Annotated in this window: 15 protein-coding genes; 7 read left to right on the top strand and 8 right to left on the bottom strand. The window is 41.6% G+C overall.

The window, feature by feature from the left end; all coding sequences use genetic code 11:
• Positions 1-29 precede the first annotated feature (29 nt).
• Positions 30-1,655 carry an MFS transporter gene (locus N5852_RS12715; protein ID WP_262098135.1) on the bottom strand — a complete coding sequence of 542 codons (1,626 nt, stop codon included), beginning with the start codon at positions 1,653-1,655 and terminating at the stop codon, positions 30-32.
• A 511-nt stretch (positions 1,656-2,166) separates the two neighbouring features.
• Between N5852_RS12715 and rpoH the strand changes: the two genes are divergently transcribed.
• Positions 2,167-3,090, top strand: a complete 924-nt coding sequence (gene rpoH / locus N5852_RS12710; protein WP_262098134.1) for an RNA polymerase sigma factor RpoH — start codon at positions 2,167-2,169, stop codon at positions 3,088-3,090.
• Positions 3,091-3,238: 148 nt separating this feature from the next.
• Here the strand turns inward: rpoH and N5852_RS12705 are convergent, their stop codons facing one another.
• From N5852_RS12705 to N5852_RS12695, 3 genes are all read right to left on the bottom strand, one after another.
• Complete coding sequence (locus N5852_RS12705; protein WP_262098133.1) at positions 3,239-3,760, bottom strand: gamma-glutamylcyclotransferase; 522 nt, start codon at positions 3,758-3,760, stop codon at positions 3,239-3,241.
• 77 nt (positions 3,761-3,837) lie between these two features.
• Entirely contained in the window at positions 3,838-4,290 is a 453-nt protein-coding gene (locus N5852_RS12700; protein ID WP_262098132.1) for a cyclic nucleotide-binding domain-containing protein, read from the bottom strand.
• Positions 4,291-4,643: 353 nt separating this feature from the next.
• Positions 4,644-5,327 (bottom strand): response regulator transcription factor, encoded by a 684-nt coding sequence (locus N5852_RS12695; protein ID WP_262098131.1) that lies wholly within the window; start codon positions 5,325-5,327, stop codon positions 4,644-4,646.
• 108 nt (positions 5,328-5,435) lie between these two features.
• On the opposite strand from N5852_RS12695, the gene N5852_RS12690 reads away from it, so the two are divergent.
• Complete coding sequence (locus tag N5852_RS12690) at positions 5,436-5,993, top strand: L,D-transpeptidase family protein (RefSeq protein ID WP_262098130.1); 558 nt, start codon at positions 5,436-5,438, stop codon at positions 5,991-5,993.
• 131 nt (positions 5,994-6,124) lie between these two features.
• Here the strand turns inward: N5852_RS12690 and N5852_RS12685 are convergent, their stop codons facing one another.
• The 3 genes from N5852_RS12685 to ubiG all read right to left on the bottom strand — a co-directional run bounded on the left by N5852_RS12685 (position 6,125) and on the right by ubiG (position 8,555).
• Positions 6,125-6,535: a group III truncated hemoglobin gene (locus N5852_RS12685; RefSeq protein ID WP_262098129.1), complete on the bottom strand. Its 411-nt coding sequence runs from the start codon at positions 6,533-6,535 to the stop codon at positions 6,125-6,127.
• An 80-nt stretch (positions 6,536-6,615) separates the two neighbouring features.
• Complete coding sequence (locus N5852_RS12680; RefSeq protein ID WP_262098128.1) at positions 6,616-7,701, bottom strand: hypothetical protein; 1,086 nt, start codon at positions 7,699-7,701, stop codon at positions 6,616-6,618.
• A 107-nt stretch (positions 7,702-7,808) separates the two neighbouring features.
• On the bottom strand, positions 7,809-8,555 hold the full coding sequence (gene ubiG / locus N5852_RS12675) for a bifunctional 2-polyprenyl-6-hydroxyphenol methylase/3-demethylubiquinol 3-O-methyltransferase UbiG (RefSeq protein ID WP_262098127.1): 747 nt from the start codon (positions 8,553-8,555) through the stop codon (positions 7,809-7,811).
• 798 nt (positions 8,556-9,353) lie between these two features.
• Between ubiG and mdh the strand changes: the two genes are divergently transcribed.
• The 5 genes from mdh to odhB all read left to right on the top strand — a co-directional run bounded on the left by mdh (position 9,354) and on the right by odhB (position 17,378).
• Positions 9,354-10,316 carry a malate dehydrogenase gene (mdh, locus tag N5852_RS12670; RefSeq protein WP_182417742.1) on the top strand — a complete coding sequence of 321 codons (963 nt, stop codon included), beginning with the start codon at positions 9,354-9,356 and terminating at the stop codon, positions 10,314-10,316.
• A 62-nt stretch (positions 10,317-10,378) separates the two neighbouring features.
• Positions 10,379-11,575 carry an ADP-forming succinate--CoA ligase subunit beta gene (gene sucC / locus N5852_RS12665; protein WP_262098126.1) on the top strand — a complete coding sequence of 399 codons (1,197 nt, stop codon included), beginning with the start codon at positions 10,379-10,381 and terminating at the stop codon, positions 11,573-11,575.
• Positions 11,576-11,578: 3 nt separating this feature from the next.
• The gene (sucD, locus tag N5852_RS12660) at positions 11,579-12,481 is read left to right on the top strand and encodes a succinate--CoA ligase subunit alpha (RefSeq protein ID WP_182417744.1); all 903 of its coding nucleotides are present in this window, start codon (positions 11,579-11,581) and stop codon (positions 12,479-12,481) included.
• 591 nt (positions 12,482-13,072) lie between these two features.
• Positions 13,073-16,084 carry a 2-oxoglutarate dehydrogenase E1 component gene (locus N5852_RS12655; protein WP_262098125.1) on the top strand — a complete coding sequence of 1,004 codons (3,012 nt, stop codon included), beginning with the start codon at positions 13,073-13,075 and terminating at the stop codon, positions 16,082-16,084.
• A gap of 73 nt (positions 16,085-16,157) precedes the next feature.
• Positions 16,158-17,378 (top strand): 2-oxoglutarate dehydrogenase complex dihydrolipoyllysine-residue succinyltransferase, encoded by a 1,221-nt coding sequence (odhB, locus tag N5852_RS12650; RefSeq protein ID WP_262098124.1) that lies wholly within the window; start codon positions 16,158-16,160, stop codon positions 17,376-17,378.
• Between the two features lie 154 nt (positions 17,379-17,532).
• On the opposite strand, the gene N5852_RS12645 is transcribed toward odhB, so the two are convergent.
• Positions 17,533-18,759 carry an MFS transporter gene (locus tag N5852_RS12645; RefSeq protein WP_262098123.1) on the bottom strand — a complete coding sequence of 409 codons (1,227 nt, stop codon included), beginning with the start codon at positions 18,757-18,759 and terminating at the stop codon, positions 17,533-17,535.
• Between the last annotated feature and the right edge of the window lie 391 nt (positions 18,760-19,150).

The raw sequence follows: 19,150 nt of genomic DNA, 5'->3' as shown, positions 1-19,150 counted from the left end.
AAATATCGACAAAAATTTAACTATGCTCACTATAAGTCATGGGGTGGCTTGATGTGAAGCTCGTGCGCTGGTGGTACGGCTTGTCGCTCTATCATGCGATGCACTTTTGGTCGTTCACCATTTTTATTAAGTTTGCTTAACACTTCAATTATTTCAACATCGGATTTAATGCGGCGTTGATTATGGCGCAAATAGTCAACCCATGTGGGCATATGATAGGATTCTGTCCATAATTCGGGGTTTTCTAGATCGCGCATTAATGTCCAGTGCCGAGCGCCATCGCGCAGGCGAATGCGTCTTCGCTCTTCCATTGCAATCAAAAATGCTTCTTCATTTTCTTCGCTGATATTGTAATCAATCATAATCATGATCGGCCCGCTACGGGCTTTTAAATCAAGGCGTAATTCAGGCTCGCGAAATAGGTTAGACGGGGCAAGGTCAATATCGCCAATTTCATGAATGGCAAACCTAACGCCAGCGATTGCACCAAGCAAAAGAAATAGACCACAAATGATGAGAGCAATCATCGTGCCATAATGATCGGCAATATTGCCCCATAACCAGCTACCAACCGCCATACCGCCAAAAGAAGCAGTTTGATAAAGCGCTAATGCGCGCGCAACTACCCAACGTGGAGTTGAAAGTTGCACAGATATATTGAAAAGCGAAAGCGCAAGAACCCAGCACATGCCAGCTGGCAAAAGAACTATGTGGCTAATGATGAGTGAGGTGCTTAAACTCAAGCAAATGCAGGAAAATGCAAAACCAATAAAGGCAATTTTTACAATGCTTTCGCTACGAAAATGCGCCCTGATGCGCGAATTGAATATGCCAGCGATAATTGCACCAATACCAAAGAAGCCAAGCATGCTACCATAGGAAAGCGCATTACCGTTCAGCATGTTTTTGGCTATAATTGGCAAAAGTGCTAAAATGGAAATCGCTCCAATGCCAAACATGAAAGAGCGTATCATAATGTTAATGAGGTGGGGCGACATTAAAACATAACGTAAGCCATCAGACATTGCACCGACCAAACGCTCACGCGGTAGAGCTGGCTTTTGATAAACCGGTTTCCAAAAAAATAGCGCACCAATGAGCGGAATATAGCTAAATGCGTTGAATATAAACGCTGCAGCACCACCCCATGCCGCAACAATTAAACCACCAATTGCAGGCCCAACCGAGCGCATAAGGTTAAAGCCAACACTGTTTAACGTAACGGCTGCTGGTATATCATTGCGCGGCACAATATCACCAACCGTTGCCTGCCATGGCGGATTGTAAAGTGCACCGCCACAACCAATTAGAAAGGTAAAGCCAATCAACATCCATGGAGTAATCCAATCCATAAAGGTTAAAAATGCTAGTAAAATGGACACTAGCATCATTAAGCTCTGCGCAGTTATCATGATTTGGCGACGATTGAAATTATCGGCTAAAGCACCAGCCATCAGCGAAAAAATCATGATGGGTAGGGTCGTCGCACTTTGAACAAGCCCAACCATAGAATGCGAATTGGTAATTGATACCATAAGCCAACCAGCACCAACAGTTTGCACCAAGCCACCAAGATTGGAGACGAGTGTGGCCGACCACAAATTGCGAAATGCAATGGTTTTAAATGGTGCAAGAGCTGATCCGCGTGGTAACATAATTCCCTCTTTTTCTGTTATAGTAGGGGAAAACCAGTAATAAGCAAATTCATTTTTATGTTAGACGTTTTTCAAAATTATTTGAATTGGTAGCTAATCTGAAAATCTATATATTAAAATATATTATTAAAATTTTTTAATAATTAGCTTCTATTGAAAATGATGAGATCACTATTATATCTATGGGCTACCTTGTGTTCATATCTTTGTGATTAGTAGAAATCGCCCCTTCTTTTAATCAAAACCATGTTAGTATCTTTATGTTGAAAATGATGCTCTGTAATAAACCGTTCTTAATTGGTGATTATATCGATTGCTAAGAGATACATGATGTAATTTTAAAAGTGCCTATCATGTTTATATGTGTGGCAAGTCATTTAGCCAAAAAATTTTATCTTTGTTCGTTTTTTCGCCTAAATTGGTCGTTTAACTGAAACTACATTGGTCGTTAATAGAAAGATCATGCCAAAGGCTTGCCATATTGGGAGCCATAACAGCGGAGGGTGCAATTTTGGCCCAGTCAACCCATTCACTACCATCTATTACCGCCGGTGACGGTGGTCTTAGCCGTTATCTGCAAGAAATTCGTCGCTTTCCTATGCTTGAGCCTAAGGAAGAATATATGCTGGCCAAGCGCTATGCCGAGCATGGAGATCCAAAGGCTGCGCATCAATTGGTAACCAGTCATTTGCGCTTGGTGGCCAAAATCGCTATGGGCTATCGCGGTTATGGATTGCCCATTGGTGAAGTCATATCTGAAGGCAATGTCGGGCTCATGCAAGCGGTAAAGCGCTTTGAACCGGAGCGCGGTTTTCGTCTAGCCACTTATGCTATGTGGTGGGTAAAAGCCTCCATTCAAGAATATGTCTTGCGCTCATGGAGCCTTGTTAAGATGGGAACAACGGCTAATCAAAAGCGGTTATTCTTCAATTTACGCAAAATGAAAAGTAAAATCCAAGCGCTTGATGACGGTGATTTGAAGCCAGATCAGGTTAAGGAAATTGCTACGCGGCTTAATGTTTCTGAAGAAGAAGTTGTATCTATGAATCAGCGTCTTTCGGGTGACGCTTCTTTAAATGCGCCGATTCGGGCAAGCGAAGGAGAGGGCGGCGAATGGCAGGATTGGCTCGTTGATGATTCAACATCGCAAGAACAAACCTTGATAGAACAAGACGAGCTTGAGAATCGCCGTGCAATGCTTGAAAGTGCTATGGCTGGTCTTAATGATCGTGAAAAGCGTATCTTTAGTGCGCGCCGTTTGGCTGAAGATCCGATGACTTTGGAAGAATTGTCAGCAGAGTTTAATATTAGCCGCGAGCGTGTACGACAAATTGAAGTGCGTGCTTTTGAAAAGGTTCAAGAAGCGGTAAAGGCTGCAGCAGTCTTACAAAATGAATCGAGCGCGAATAATCATAAGACTATTCATGCCGATTAATAACATGCTGTCCTATGTGCGCGCTTGCTGCGGCTTTTAAATAAATTATGTGTTTATGATTTTATTTACAACCTTTCCATCCCAGTTGATGGAGAGGTTTTTTGTTGAAATATGGGTTGCGTCTAACGAGAAATAGACGTGGTTCAAGTTATGTTTGGGTCAATTGCGCCGCAATTTTTAAAAGTTGGCGGTCATGAATACCGATTTTTTGCAAATGCTCGACTGTATTAAGAGCATAATCGGTATTTTTGCCAGCAATACCTGTTGCCTTACTAATGACGTCAACCATTGCATTTAAATCTAAGTTTTCAGCATATTGTTTGTGTGAAGGATCGGCAATAAATGCAAGGCCATGACCAAGGCTGTGATCGTTAAAATGTAAATTTAAATGCTTTTCCTTATAAACACTCGTTACCTGCTCACGTTCAATGAGATAATCATAGGTTTCTTTGGCATGTTCTTTGGCAATTTTAAATCCAAGGCCAAGACAAGACCCACCTTTTTTTAGGCCGAGGACGAGACCGGGTTGCTCAACGGTGCCGCGGTAATGAGTAGAATAGATACAAAAGCTGCGATGATAGCCATAAAGGCGGCATAACTTGGCTTCTTCAAAGGTAAATCCCGGATTCCACATGAGAGAGCCATAGCCAAATACCCAAAATGAATCCATGAATTTTTAACCTTATAGATTGCTGATTAGTGTTAGATTAAAACTATAACAACCTGCGCAATGGTCAAAGCAAACCACTAATCTTTGGTTATTTGCGTATTGCTCAGTTTTTCAACCATGTGATGGAAATCATTACTTAAGTGTTCAAAAAGCAATTTGGCAGCCTGCGGATATTCGTCCAGAATACGTCTAAAAATACCGCGGCTAACCCGTAAGGCGGTGCCATCTTCTGCAGCAACTGCGCTCACCGAACGCTTCATTTTACAAATAAGGCTAAGTTCGCCAATCATTGAGCCGGGCATAACATTATGAACGAGGATTGGCCCCTCATTTCCCATTTGGTAAAGGTCAATTTGTCCTGATATCAGAATGAATGCGCTGTCTGCTGGCTGATTCTCGCGAAACAATTCGCGGCCCGTGCGAAACTGAACTCGCTCGGCTCCAAAGGCAACAAGACGCAATTGCTCATCCGTAAAGCATTGAAAAAAACCAAGTTGCTTTAAAATTAGCAATTCTTCTTCAACCGACATGGCCACTTACCAAATTCAAAAGAGTTCCTCTCCAACATAATTTGCAAAAGCGATTAAGCCTGCATCCACATCCATGGTAGATTTTACCCTATTGGCTATAGAATAATATTCAACCATTAATTGCTAATATTTAATCTCTAATAGCTAATAATAGCTTTAACGTCATTGCATTTTATATCTTAAACGGCATTTTGTCAGAGCTTATGTTAGATATTTTTGCTTAAGGTTAATCTATAAGGCATTTCTTGCCAAGTGAGCGGATAAATCTACCCCTTATTTGTTTTAAGCCTATTGCTATTTGCGCGACATTTATTGCACGGCAATAGGGGCCGCGCAAATAGCTTTATATAAACTTAAGGAACAAGGCGATAACCACCGCTATCAGTTACCAAAAGCTGCGCGTTGGAGGGGTCTTTCTCAATCTTTTGGCGCAAGCGATAAACATGGGTTTCCAGCGTATGGGTGGTAACACCTGAATTATAGCCCCAGACTTCCTCAAGCAGTGTATCGCGGCTAATGATTTTTTCGCCAGCGCGATAAAGATATTTAATGATCGCTGCTTCTTTTTCGGTTAAGCGGATTTTGACGCCTTTTTCATCAATAAGCAATTTTTGCCCAGGTTTAAAAATATAAGGGCCAACCTGAAAAGTTGCATCTTCGCTCTGCTCATGTTGGCGCAATTGTGCGCGAATACGAGCAAGCAATACTGCAAAACGGAATGGCTTGGTGACATAATCATTAGCACCAGCTTCAAGGCCAAGAATCGTGTCAGAATCAGTGTCATGGCCAGTTAGCATGATGATGGGAGCACGAAAACCGTTTTGGCGCATTTGTTTTACCGCTTCACGACCATCAAGATCAGGCAAGCCAACATCCATAATGACTAAATCAAGGTCGTCTTTTTTAGCGCGTTCTATGGCTGGAAGCGCTTTATCTTCTTGAAAAACGGTGAATTCTTCATGCATTTGCAATTGTTCAACCAAAATTCCGCGTAGGTCATCATCATCATCAATAACTAAAATTGTACGACCACTCATATGCTAATCCTTATCAAGGCAATTATAGCCATTGTTACCTTATTATTTTATGATGTATTCTTCACATAATTACAGGTCCTTGCAAGTGTTGAAGTGATGAAAAACGTGATGAAACGACGAAAATGCAATTTAAAACACCGTTTTTTGCACAATGTTGACGTGCGTCCAAGCCCAATGGGTAAAAATAGAGCAATTTTACGTGCCGGTAGATTTAGTTTTCAATGCGCTATCGGTAAAAATGGCATGACAGCCTTAAAGCGCGAGAGTGATGGAAAAACACCCATTGCAAAAATGCGCATTATTAAAGGCTATCAAAAACCAACAAGGCGTATATTGCCAATATGTCTTGTGCCTATTAAAAAAGTTCGAAAAAATGATGGCTGGTGCGATGCGGTTAATGACCGTAATTATAACCGCCCGGTTAAATTGCCCTATCCTGCAAGTTGTGAAACCATGCTGCGCCAAGACTGTCTTTATAATGTTGGTTTCATTCTGGACTACAATTTGCGACCACGCCGCCAAAATTGTGGCAGTGCGATATTTTTTCATTTGGCAAAACCAAATTATTCTGGAACCCAAGGTTGCATCGCTCTGAGCGAGCGTGACATGCTGCGCCTTTTGCCATTTTTATCAACAAAAACAAGGTTGAATATCTTGGTTAGCTAATCGGTTTTATGCCATTTATGGAAATATTACATGGATGCGAATATCATAAACTAAAGATTGATTTAGTTTAAAAAACGTCGTCAATCTTACATTTATAACTATTGCCCAAACACCACATAACAAAAATTATATTAGTTTTTATTGCGGTAATAGCGTTCACCATTCATGGTGGAAGCGCCATTGAAATGGGCAACTCCCATTTCAAGGCTTTTAGCTATGTGACCTGCTTTTTGTTTGAAGATTTCAGCATCATTAGGTAGGCATAGATCATCGACCGTTTGCCTAAAAATATCAAGCCAATGGTCAAAATGCTGGGCATCAATATCAAGAACTACATGTTTAGGCATTGGCCGTCCTTCATAGCGGCCACTATGCAGCATAACCGCCGACCAGAAAGCAAACATTTGCTGTAAATGCGGTTCCCAATTTTTGATTTTTTCTTCAAAAATAGGCCCTAATAATTCATCTGCCCGCACCCGATCGTAGAAATTTCGCACAACGGTTTCAATCAATGCTTCATCAACTGCACTGGTCTGCGTCATTCCTATTTCCTTTCATTATACGAGTAAACTTTATCGTAATTAAAAATACATTTGGGTTTTTGTATTGGAATTATAGCTGCTTATTTTTCAATGTGAACTCGAACAGCAAATATATCAATTTCATATTCAGGGCCTAGTAACGCACTTTGTAAAAAGAGTTGACCATCTTGATTGAAATTTTGCGGGATTTCGGCAGAGAACAGAAAATCATCTCGTGTTTGAGGTAAATTAAAAATGAGCTTACCGCAACCATCATCCGAACCAAACTGACAAGTGATTGCAAGTTGCGCGGTTGTATCATTAGCACTGCGTGCAATCACATTAAAAGTAACAAGTTTACCACGTAATTGCTCAATTACGCCGCTACTAATATTAATGACCACTTTATCATCAAGGCTATTGCTTTTAAAGCGTAAAGCCCGATTATTTCCTTCGCCTTTAATTTGTGCTTCAGCGCTTCCTTGAACTGAGAAATCACTAATTCGAGTTGGATCAAAAACAGTGATCCAACCCTCGCTCTGGGCCATTTGATTTTGATCGCCAATGGTTGCAGGTGGAATGGATGTTTCGGGGCTAGCACCGTCAGGTCGATTAATCGCAGTAAGACTTTTATAAAACGACCATGCCACTAAAACCAATAATACTAATAATATCATCAAAACAAGGTTAGAGCGCCACCAGCTGTGGTGCTTTTGCGGTCGTGATGCGTGACCACCAGATGGTGCAAATCCTAATTCTTCAGGGCCTATACTGCTTAATTTATCTTGATTGGCTTTTTCATCTACTTCTTGTAAAATACCATTTTCAATATCATCAACCATGCGATTTGCGTCATCAAGCCTATTATCGGCTTGCGGTCTTGTATCTTCAAAAACTTCAGCATCAAAGGCTGCATCAATGGCTTGCTTGGTAGAAGTTGATGCAGAAGCTTGATTATACTCTTCTTCGATTGTCTGGATGAGTGAAATAAGCATATTTCGCAATGCGTTTCGATCCTCGTCGCTTAACTGAGAATCTTCAACAATCGTTCTTTCATGACTTTCCCACACAGCGCGATAAACTTGTTCGCGTAACTCACTATTCTGTGTATCAATTTTTTCTAACGCATGGCGTATAACTTGCTCGATATTAGGCAAAGAAGACCCCTTTACACGACTTTTAAGCATAGGCTTTAGCCAATATGCTCAAGCTATTTAATTTTAATTATATATCTAACGCCATAGCTAAAATACAACACATATTGCGGCTTAAACGCCAAATCCTGAATAAGTTACTACTTTAAACGCCGCGCTAAAAGCATATAATTGGCGTCCATATCTCGTGAACGATTCCAGCTATCTTTTATTGGATTATAAGAAATTCCTAGCTCGTCAATAACCGATAGTCCGTTGCAGCCAAGATGCTTTTTAAGCTCTTCGGGGCGCAAAAACTTATCATAGCTATGCGTGCCTTTTGGTAGCCAGCGTAATACATATTCTGCACCAATAATAACCAGAGCCCAAGCTTTTAGGGTGCGATTTATCGTTGCAACAAACATCAGCCCCTGCGGCTTTACCATGGTAGAGCAGGCTTCCATGAACAAAGTTACATCGGCTACATGTTCGACTACTTCCATATTCAAAACACAGTCAAATTTTTCACCGGCTGCGGCTAAATCCTCTGCTGTTGTCGCTCTATAATCAACCTTGACACCACTTTGCTCGGCATGAATTTTAGCGACCTCAATATTTGTTGCAGAAGCATCCGCCCCGACAACATAAGCACCAAGACGTGCTAAAGGCTCGCATAACAGTCCTCCACCGCAACCAATATCTAAAATGCGCAACCCCTCTAATGGTAGGGCCGCCAAAGGATCACGATCAAATGCTAAGCAAAGCTTTTCCTTTATATAGGCAAGACGTGTCGGGTTGAATTTATGTAAAGGGCGAAACTTGCCTTCAGGGTTCCACCACTCGGCCGCAATACGCGAAAAACGCTCAACTTCCGTTTCGTCAATAGTTGTACGGGCAGCCTCTGCCATGATAGTCTCCTAAGTATTTTCAGTATTATCAATTCATATCATAAATAAATGTGATATATTATCCCAATTTGCGGACAAGTGCTTGAGCCATTTTTATCACAACCGAGCTATCTTTACTAGTCAGCCTTGTAAGATGTGCCCCAATGGTTAAAAAGACCGGATATAGATATAACATTTTTAAATTAAATATATAGAAATTGAATTAAATTTAGCAACTTATGTTATGCAATTTTCAAAATTTATTCTTTTTGTAAAATTGTTTTTGATGGTAAGGCTGCAAAAATTAAAAAACAATATTCATTGCGACAAAATAATTGGCTCTTAAAATAATAAACACTTAAAAGTGATTATAAACCAAAAATACCTGAATCAATAAAAAAAATATATGGTTCCAAATAAGGTAAAAATATTACGTTTACGTAAACTGCAAAGCATGTAACATATTGTTTTTATTGTAATCCTAATAAATAGTTGTGTTTTATCCAAATATAACCTATAGAATTTTATGTCGGTCTTTTTCACGATTATTATGATGCTTTTATTATGACTTTTTAAAAATAATAGGTGCGATTATGCCCTGGTCATATTAAGCATTAAAGATGAATTTGGATATATCATGAAAACTTCATGATGATACCATAATTCTGGGTTCATCATTCGTGAGAAGCTGACAGGTGAATAAACGTCGAGTCTATAGGCTTTTTAGTTTAGCAATTTGACAGTATTCGGGATTTGAGGAAACCTTTGGTTAATAGCATTGAGCATTTAGCTCATACAAAGTTTGAGGAAGAAACCAAAATGGCACGCAATAAAATCGCATTAATCGGATCAGGTATGATTGGTGGCACACTTGCCCATATGATCGGCCTAAAGGAACTTGGTGACGTTGTTCTTTTTGATATTGCAGAAGGTGTTCCGCAGGGAAAAGGACTTGATATCGCAGAATCCTCACCGGTTGATGGTTTTGACGCACATTTCAAGGGCGCAAATGATTATGCTGCTATTGAGGGTGCCGATGTTGTTATCGTAACCGCTGGCGTTCCTCGTAAGCCTGGTATGAGCCGCGATGACCTTCTTGGTATCAATCTTAAAGTTATGGAACAAGTCGGTGCCGGCATTAAGCAATATGCACCAAATGCATTTGTTATTTGTATTACAAATCCGCTAGATGCGATGGTTTGGGCATTGCAAAAATTCTCTGGCCTTCCAGCTAATAAGGTTGTTGGTATGGCGGGTGTTCTTGATTCTTCGCGCTTCCGTTATTTCTTGGCAGAAGAATTTAACGTGTCGGTCGAAGATGTAACTGCATTCGTTCTTGGCGGTCATGGTGATTCTATGGTGCCGCTTGCGCGCTATTCAACCGTTGCCGGTATTCCTTTGCCTGATCTTGTTAAAATGGGTTGGACAACTCAAGAAAAACTTGATCAGATCATTCAGCGCACCCGTGATGGTGGCGCCGAAATCGTTGCGCTTTTAAAGACTGGCTCAGCCTTTTATGCTCCAGCTGCATCAGCAATTGCTATGGCTGAATCATATCTTAAAGACAAAAAACGCGTTCTTCCAGTTGCTGCACATCTTTCTGGCCAATATGGGCTTGATGATGTTTATGTTGGCGTACCAGTAGTTCTAGGTGCTGGCGGCGTTGAACGCGTCATTGAAATTGAGCTTAACAGCGAAGACAAGCAAGCATTTGACAAGTCTGTTAACGCGGTTAAGGGGCTTTGTGAAGCCTGTGCAACCATTGCACCTAGCTTAAAATAAGAAATTGATCCGGGCTTTTATTAGCTCGGATCTACACGCTTTCAACCAAAGAAGGATTAGATATGGATATCCATGAATATCAGGCCAAACGGCTTCTTCATGAATATGGTGCGCCTATTGCCAATGGTGTTGCTGTTTATTCTGCTGAGCAGGCTGAAGAATGGGCAAAGAAATTGCCTGGGCCGCTTTACGTTGTAAAAAGCCAGATCCATGCTGGTGGCCGCGGTAAAGGTAAATTCAAGGAATTAGGGCCTGATGCCAAGGGTGGCGTACGCCTTGCCCATTCCATTGAAGAAGTGGTTAGCAATGTCAAGGAAATGCTTGGCAATACGCTTGTTACCAAGCAGACAGGTCCTGCTGGTAAGCAGGTAAACCGCCTTTACATCGAAGACGGCGCTGACATTTCACGCGAACTTTATTTGTCTATTTTGGTTGATCGTACCGTTGGCCAAGTGGCCTTTGTTGTTTCAACTGAAGGTGGCATGGATATTGAAGCCGTTGCTGAAGAAACACCTGAAAAGATTGTCACTGTTGCGATTAATCCAGATACAGGCGTAACAGCAGATGATGCTAACAAGCTTGCTGATGCGTTGAAGCTTGAAGGTGATGCACGTGAAGATGGGATTAAACTTTTCCCAATTCTTTATAAAGCCTTCACTGAAAAAGACATGAGTCTTTTGGAAATCAATCCACTTATCGTTATGACCGATGGTCATGTACGTGTGCTTGATGCCAAGGTTTCCTTTGATAATAATGCTTTGTTCCGTCATGCTGATATTCTAGCCTTGCGTGATACAACTGAAGAAGATCCAAAGGAAATTGAAGCATCGAAATATGACCTTGCTTATGTTGCTCTTGATGGCAATATTGGCTGCATGGTCAATGGTGCCGGCCTTGCTATGGCAACCATGGATATTATCAAGCTTTATGGTGCAGAACCTGCAAACTTCTTAGATGTTGGCGGCGGCGCTTCAAAAGAAAAAGTAACAGCAGCCTTTAAGATCATTACAACTGATCCAAATGTAAAAGGTATTTTGGTTAATATTTTCGGCGGGATTATGCGCTGTGATATTATTGCAGAAGGCGTTTGCGCTGCAGTGAAAGAAGTTGGTTTGCAAGTGCCACTCGTTGTGCGCCTTGAAGGTACCAATGTTGAAGCCGGCAAGAAAATTATCAATGAAAGTGGCTTGAACGTTATTTCTGCCGATGATCTTGATGACGCAGCTCAAAAAATTGTTGCTGCGGTGAAGGGAGCCTAAGCTATGTCCATTCTTGTTACAAGAGACACCAAAGTTCTCGTTCAAGGTCTCACCGGTAAAACTGGTACATTCCACACCGAACAAGCCCTTGCTTATCATGGCACCCAGATGGTTGGCGGTATTCACCCTAAAAAGGGTGGTGAAGTTTGGACTGCAACGAGCGGTCAAGAATTGCCAATCTTCACCAGTGTTGCTGAAGGTAAAGAAAAAACTGGTGCTGATGCATCAGTAATCTATGTGCCACCAGCAGGTGCTGCTGATGCAATTATCGAAGCGATTGAAGCTGAAATTGGCTTGATCGTCTGTATTACTGAAGGCATTCCTGTTCTTGACATGGTACGGGTTAAAGCCCGTCTTGATAAGTCAAAATCACGCCTTCTTGGACCTAACTGCCCAGGCGTTTTAACTCCTGATCAGTGCAAGATCGGCATTATGCCTGGTTCAATCTTCCAAAAAGGTTCCGTTGGCGTTGTTTCGCGCTCAGGTACCCTTACCTATGAAGCTGTTTTCCAAACTTCGCAAGAAGGCCTTGGCCAAACAACTGCTGTTGGTATTGGTGGTGATCCAGTTAAGGGCACCGAATTCATCGATATGCTTGAAATGTTCCTAGCTGATGATGAAACCAAGTCAATCGTGATGATTGGTGAAATTGGTGGTAGCGCTGAAGAAGATGCCGCACAATTCCTTAAGGATGAAGCTAAAAAAGGCCGTAAAAAGCCTATGGTCGGCTTTATTGCAGGACGCACAGCACCTCCAGGACGCACCATGGGTCATGCCGGTGCGGTTATTTCTGGCGGTAAAGGCGGCGCTGAAGACAAGATTGCTGCAATGGAATCTGCAGGTATTAAAATTACAGATTCACCAGCACGCATTGGTAAAACCTTGGCAGATTTGCTTAAGGGCTAAACTTTCTAAAGTGTCTAGATATTTTTCTGGGCATTTTAACTTTACGATTTGGGGTGGCGTTTCGCCACTCCATAAAAGCTAAATTATTATTGTCAATGCACCATAAAACCGAGCTTTATGTAAAATAGCATTTATATAAACATAAATGCAAATGACATGGTCAAGGTTTGGAGCTTGGCTTGGCAGTATAACTGCATAAAATAATGAACTTAGCCTCACTAATTTTAAATGTGCTAAAACACATTTCGCATTTTATGTTCGGGAGATTTCCTAACGATTTTATTTCCTAATGAAATGAAAAATTATTTGGAGAAGGTGGGCATAATAGGCGATGGATTGGGCGGCGAAATACAGGTTGAATTTGTATGATGGTAAAAGCCAATACTTATAAAAGCCGTATCATGCTACCCAAAATATAATAAAGAGAAAACGAGTTTAACGGCTATTTTTTGTTTTTTTAGAGCCTATATAAGAAGTCAAGGCAAATTTACAAAAAATAGTATTGAACTGATTAAGTTTTATAAGCTCTGGTCTATAATGACAATTATAGCCAGCCCTTTCAAGGAGACGGAATTTTTTTCCGTAAAATAAATGGCAAGGCAAGAACAGGCAAATGATCTTTTGGCCCTTACCTCTTTTCTAGATGGTGGTAATGCTGATTACATTGATCAGCTTTATGCACAATATGAAAAAGACCCGGGTTCAGTTGATCCTCAATGGCAAGAATTTTTTAGCACTCTTCATGATGATAAAAATGATGTCGAGAAAAATGCAGCAGGCGCTTCATGGCAGCGGACGAACTGGCCGCTTAAAGCGACAGGCGAGCTTGTTTCAGCACTTGACGGTAATTGGGCCAGTGTTGAGCAACATATGAGCGATAAGCTCAAGAGTAAATCTGCCGCAGGTAGCGCCAAAAATGAAAAAGGCGAAGCCGTTGCAGCTTTAACGCAAGAACAATTAGTCAATGCCGCGCGTGACAGCGTGCGTGCTATCATGATGATCCGTGCTTATCGCATGCGTGGCCATCTCCATGCCAAGCTTGATCCATTGCAACTTGCCGAGCCGGTTGAAGATTATAATGAACTTGCACCTGAAACTTATGGTTTCACCAAAGACGATTTTAATCGCAAGATTTTTATCGATAATGTTTTAGGTCTTGAATATGCAACCATTCCACAAATGTTGGAAATTTTGAATCGCACCTATTGCTCGACCATTGGTGTAGAGTTCATGCATATTTCTGATCCTGCTCAAAAAGCATGGATTCAAGAACGCCTTGAAGGCCCTCACAAGGAAATCGCCTTTACGCCTGAAGGTAAAAAGGCAATCTTAAACAAGCTCATCGAAGCTGAAGGCTTTGAGCAATTCCTTGATGTGAAATATAAAGGGACTAAGCGCTTCGGCCTTGATGGCGGTGAAGCTCTTATCCCAGCTCTTGAACAAATCATCAAGCGCGGCGGCGCTATGGGCGTTCAAGAAATCACCTTTGGTATGGCGCATCGTGGTCGTTTGAATGTTTTGACCCAAACCTTGTCAAAGCCACATCGCGCTATTTTCCACGAATTTAAGGGCGGTTCTTATAAGCCAGATGATGTTGCAGGCTCAGGCGATGTGAAATATCACCTTGGTACCTCATCAGACCGCGAATTTGATGGCAATAAAGTGCATTTGTCACTTTTGCCTAATCCATCTCATTTGGAAATTGTTGATCCTGTCGTTATTGGTAAAACCCGCGCCAAGCAAGATCAATTAGTAGGCCCAACCCGTACCGATCTAATTCCATTGAGTGAGAGAGCAAAAGTTATGCCTCTTCTCATTCATGGTGATGCAGCTTTTGCTGGTCAAGGTGTTATCCAAGAAACATTCGGCCTTTCAGGTTTGAAAGGTTATCGTGTTGCTGGTTCAATCCACGTTATCATTAATAACCAGATTGGCTTTACCACTAATCCTCGTTACTCACGTTCTTCGCCATATCCATCAGATGTTGCAAAGATGATCGAGGCGCCAATTCTACACGTTAATGGTGACGATCCAGAAGCTGTGGTTTTTGCGGCTAAAGTGGTTACTGAATTTAGACAGATTTTCCATAAGCCTGTCGTCTTAGATTTGTTCTGCTATCGCCGTTACGGCCATAATGAAGGTGATGAACCATCATTCACACAGCCATTAATGTATAAGGCAATTCGCGGCCATAAAACCACAACTCAGCTTTATGCCGACCGCCTAATCGGCGAAGGTTTGTTGACAGCTGAAGAATTTGAAGCCCAACGTCAAAAATGGCGTGATAAGCTTGAAATCGAATTTGAAGCAGGTTCTACCTATAAGCCTAATAAAGCCGATTGGCTTGATGGTGCTTGGACAGGACTACGTGCTGCTGATAATGCTGATGAACAGCGTCGCGGTGCAACCGGCGTTGCGGTAAAAACCTTGAAAGAAATCGGCAGCAAGCTTGTTGAAATTCCAGAAGGTTTTCAAGTTCACCGCACCATTCAACGCTTCCTTGATAATCGCACTAAGATGATTGAAACAGGCGAAGGTATTGATTGGGCAACTGCTGAAGCTTTGGCATTTGGTACTTTGGTAACCGAAGGTAATCCAATCCGTCTTTCGGGTGAAGATGTTGAACGTGGCACATTCTCCCAGCGTCATTCGGTTTTATATGACCAAAATACTGAAAATCGCTACATCCCGCTTAATCATTTGCAAAGAGGCCAAGCTATTTATGAGCCGATTAACTCCATGTTATCGGAAGAAGCAGTTTTGGGCTTTGAATATGGCTACTCGCTTGCTGAGCCACGTGGCTTAACCCTTTGGGAAGGTCAATTTGGCGATTTTGCTAATGGCGCGCAGGTTGTGTTCGACCAATTTATTTCTTCTGGTGAGAGTAAATGGTTAAGAATGTCTGGTCTTGTTTGCTTGCTCCCCCATGGCTATGAAGGCCAAGGCCCTGAGCATTCATCTGCCCGTCTTGAGCGTTATTTGCAACTTTGTGCTGAAGATAATATGCAGGTTGCCAATTGTACAACACCTGCCAATTACTTCCACATTTTACGCCGCCAAATGAAGCGTGATTTCCGCAAGCCATTAGTGCTTATGACACCTAAATCATTGTTGCGCCATAAGCGTGCTGTTTCAAGCCTAAGCGAACTTGGTCCAGATACTAGCTTCCACCGCTTATTGCTTGATGATGCGCAATATTTGAAAGATCAACCAATCGAATTGCAAAAGGATGCTAATATCCGCCGCGTGGTGATTTGTTCAGGTAAGGTTTATTATGACCTTTATGAAGAACGCGAAAAGCGCGGCCTTAACGATGTTTACTTGCTTCGCGTCGAACAGATCTATCCGTTCCCTGCAAAAGCCTTGGTAAATGTCTTATCACGCTTCCGCAACGCTGAGATTGTTTGGTGCCAAGAAGAACCTAAAAATATGGGGGCTTGGTCATTTGTTGAGCCTTATATTGAATGGGTACTTGCTCATATTGATGCAAAATATCCGCGTGCTCGTTATGCCGGCCGTTCTGCCTCTGCTTCACCAGCAACGGGCTTAATGTCGAAACACCTTGAACAACTTGCAGCCTTCCTTGAGGATGCGCTTGTTTAAATATTAATTTCAAGTCTATCTTAGCTTTTGCCAAGATAGACTTCCCGAAACTTAAGTCTAATGGAATGTAATTATGGCAACTGAAATTCGTGTTCCCACATTGGGTGAATCTGTTACCGAAGCAACAATCGGCAAATGGTATAAGCAACCTGGTGAATCAGTTAGCGCTGATGAGCCACTTGTTGAGCTTGAAACTGATAAGGTAACCGTTGACGTACCAGCTCCTGCAAGCGGCAAGCTTGGTGATATTTTGGCAAAAGAAGGCGACACTGTTGAAGTTGGTGCTTTGCTTGGTACTTTGATTGAAGGCGCAGAAGGTAGCGCACCTGCTGCTCCTAAGGTTGAAGCTGCAGCTCCTGCACCAGCCGCCCCAGCTGCTCCAACAGTTACGCCAGCTTCTTCATCTACTCCACCCGCACCATCGGCAGCTAAGCTTATGGCTGAAAATAACTTGTCAGCAAGCCAAGTTGATGGTTCAGGCAAGCGCGGTCAAGTGCTTAAGGGTGATGTTCTAGATGCATTGTCAAAGCCTAGCGCTGCTGCTAGTGCACCAGTTGTTGCCGCACCACGCGCAGCATCTGCGCCAGATGATGAATCACGTGAAGAACGTGTACGCATGACCAAATTGCGCCAAACAATTGCTAAGCGTTTGAAGGAAGTACAAAATACTGCGGCAATGCTTACCACTTTCAACGAAGTGGATATGAGCGCTGTTATGGAATTGCGTAAGCGTTACCGCGATGTATTTGAGAAAAAACATGGCGTTAAGCTTGGCTTTATGGGCTTCTTCACCAAGGCCGTTTGTCACGCCCTTAAGGAAGTTCCAGCAATCAATGCCGAAATTGATGGCACAGATATTATCTACAAAAACTATGCCCATGTCGGTATTGCAGTAGGTACTGATAAGGGTCTTGTTGTGCCTGTGGTACGCGATGCCGACCAAATGTCAATTGCACAAATTGAAAAAGAAATTGGTCGTCTTGGCCGTTTGGCACGCGATAGCAAGCTAGGTATTGCTGATATGCGCGGTGGCACATTTACCATCACCAATGGTGGTATTTACGGCTCACTCATGTCAACGCCAATCATCAATGCACCACAATCAGCAATTCTTGGTATGCATGCTATTAAAGAGCGTCCAATTGCGGTTAATGGCCAAGTGGTTATTCGTCCAATGATGTATTTGGCTGTTTCTTATGATCACCGTATTGTTGATGGTGCAGAAGCTGTGACATTCCTCGTACGCATTAAAGAAAGCCTAGAAGATCCAGAACGTTTGGTTCTTGACCTTTAACCTTCTTTTCATAGCATAATATTTAAAGGCGCTTTATCATAAGGTAAAGCGCCTTTATTTTTTGAATTAACTTGCATGTTGGAAATGAGCAAGTGAGTTTACTAGCAAGACTTTTAGGTGACAATCATTTAAAATATGGCAGCAATGGTTGATCTCATTCTATTCCATTGTTTTTCTTTGTTTCTGGCATAAAAACATATGCGATAATGAGACCTATCAAGGCAATTGAGCCAAGCGTTAAAAAAGCTTCTACATAGCCAAATTTTACAATAATACCGCCAGCCAAACTTGTACTTAAAGCTGCACCAACGCCTTGTATAAAAGCAACAACACCTTGAGCTGAATTATAATTGCCTTTACCCCACATAATATCGGCGATAACCACTGGAAGTATCGCCCCCAAAATTCCAGCGCCTACGCCATCTAAAAGTTGTACAAAAAATAGCCAATAGACATTTTCCCATAATGGATACAAAAATCCTCTTAGGGTTAAAAAGAAAAAAGCCATAATTATAAATTTTTTTCTTCCCCATAGATCTGCTTTGGCAGCGACAAGCAAAGCGATTGGTATCATGACAATTTGTGCGGCCATGGCGCATAATGCAACCAAAGAGGTTGCATGTTCTGCGCCAACAAGTTTACTTAAATATTGCCCCAAAGTTGGTAGCATTGCAGCATTCGCCAAATGAAATATCGCCATTAAAAAGGCAAAAATTAATAAGGATGGTACAAGTAATATTTTTTTAAATTCTAGTGGCGGTCCCGCACTTTCATCAATGCCTTGTAGAGCCTTTTTGTCAATTGAAGAGGCTGGAAGAAATAAAATTGAAATAATGGATAATATTGTTAAAATAGCCATAAGCCAAAAAACAACCTCAGGTCCAAGAAGAGGAGCGCCAATAGCAGTCAATGCGGCAGAAAAGAAATTGCCGGCATGATTAAAAGCTTCGTTTCGGCCTATTCTTCGGGTAAAATATCTTGGCCCAACAATGCCAAGCGATATACCCGCAATTGCTGGAGCAAAAGCACCTGCTGCCATTGTTGTGAATGATTGTGTAAGCGTTATGATAAAAAACGAGGAAACGAACGGCAGAAACAAACATCCAGTTGTGACGATTAAAGCCGCTATGATAAGTAAAGTACGTTTCGCATTTACTTTATCAATAATATAGCCGATCGGTGATAATGTTAAGAGCCCGCATAGTCCAGCAATTGTCATGAGAAGACCAATTGTAGCCTCATTCCATCCTTGCGAGGGGCCTTTTACGGTTAAGAGATAAACTGAAAGATAAGGGCCTAGCCCGTCCCGCACATCGGCTAGAAAGAAGTTTACTCCATCAAGCGCTTTTAAAGCAAAAGACTTATTTTCTAAGTTTGACAATTATGGCCTCATTTCAACAGGATGGATTAAACCACATATAAAAATTAGCTTTATTCTAAAAATTCTATTAGATAAATGGAAATCGGCAAGTATCATGATGAACTAACGCATTTGTGACCAGTATAGTTTTGTTGCGTTATAAACCACAATTTTAAGCTTATATATTAAGTTTAAAAGAATGATGGTGGGTCTAATGCTTGTTTGTTAAGGCTTGAAACTAGCCTATCCCTATATTGATTGATAAATCGTTGAGCGGTTCAATATTGGCATTATTAAAATCTAACGCAATATTGAATTTTATTGATAATTTCCAATGCCATTTTCTTTGCTATTTTTTCCCAGCTGTTATAAAAGACAGGCTGGATTATATTTTATCATTCTTTGAGCGGGT

Origin of the sequence: Bartonella sp. HY328, from assembly GCF_025449335.1 — a bacterium.
Taxonomy (GTDB): Bacteria; Pseudomonadota; Alphaproteobacteria; order Rhizobiales; family Rhizobiaceae; genus HY038.
Note: the sequence above shows the minus strand (reverse complement) of the source record. Positions and strands in the feature narration are given on the sequence as shown.

Bases quoted from the DNA above. Each gene is read 5' to 3' on its own strand.
- N5852_RS12715 (WP_262098135.1), bottom strand. From the start codon at position 1,655: ATGTTACCACGCGGATCAGCTCTTGCACCATTTAAAACCATTGCATTT.
- N5852_RS12705 (WP_262098133.1), bottom strand. From the start codon at position 3,760: ATGGATTCATTTTGGGTATTTGGCTATGGCTCTCTCATGTGGAATCCG.
- N5852_RS12700 (WP_262098132.1), bottom strand. From the start codon at position 4,290: ATGTCGGTTGAAGAAGAATTGCTAATTTTAAAGCAACTTGGTTTTTTT.
- N5852_RS12695 (WP_262098131.1), bottom strand. From the start codon at position 5,327: ATGAGTGGTCGTACAATTTTAGTTATTGATGATGATGATGACCTACGC.
- N5852_RS12690 (WP_262098130.1), top strand. From the start codon at position 5,436: ATGAAACGACGAAAATGCAATTTAAAACACCGTTTTTTGCACAATGTT.
- N5852_RS12685 (WP_262098129.1), bottom strand. From the start codon at position 6,535: ATGACGCAGACCAGTGCAGTTGATGAAGCATTGATTGAAACCGTTGTG.
- N5852_RS12680 (WP_262098128.1), bottom strand. From the start codon at position 7,701: ATGCTTAAAAGTCGTGTAAAGGGGTCTTCTTTGCCTAATATCGAGCAA.
- ubiG (WP_262098127.1), bottom strand. From the start codon at position 8,555: ATGGCAGAGGCTGCCCGTACAACTATTGACGAAACGGAAGTTGAGCGT.
- mdh (WP_182417742.1), top strand. From the start codon at position 9,354: ATGGCACGCAATAAAATCGCATTAATCGGATCAGGTATGATTGGTGGC.
- sucC (WP_262098126.1), top strand. From the start codon at position 10,379: ATGGATATCCATGAATATCAGGCCAAACGGCTTCTTCATGAATATGGT.
- sucD (WP_182417744.1), top strand. From the start codon at position 11,579: ATGTCCATTCTTGTTACAAGAGACACCAAAGTTCTCGTTCAAGGTCTC.
- N5852_RS12655 (WP_262098125.1), top strand. From the start codon at position 13,073: ATGGCAAGGCAAGAACAGGCAAATGATCTTTTGGCCCTTACCTCTTTT.
- odhB (WP_262098124.1), top strand. From the start codon at position 16,158: ATGGCAACTGAAATTCGTGTTCCCACATTGGGTGAATCTGTTACCGAA.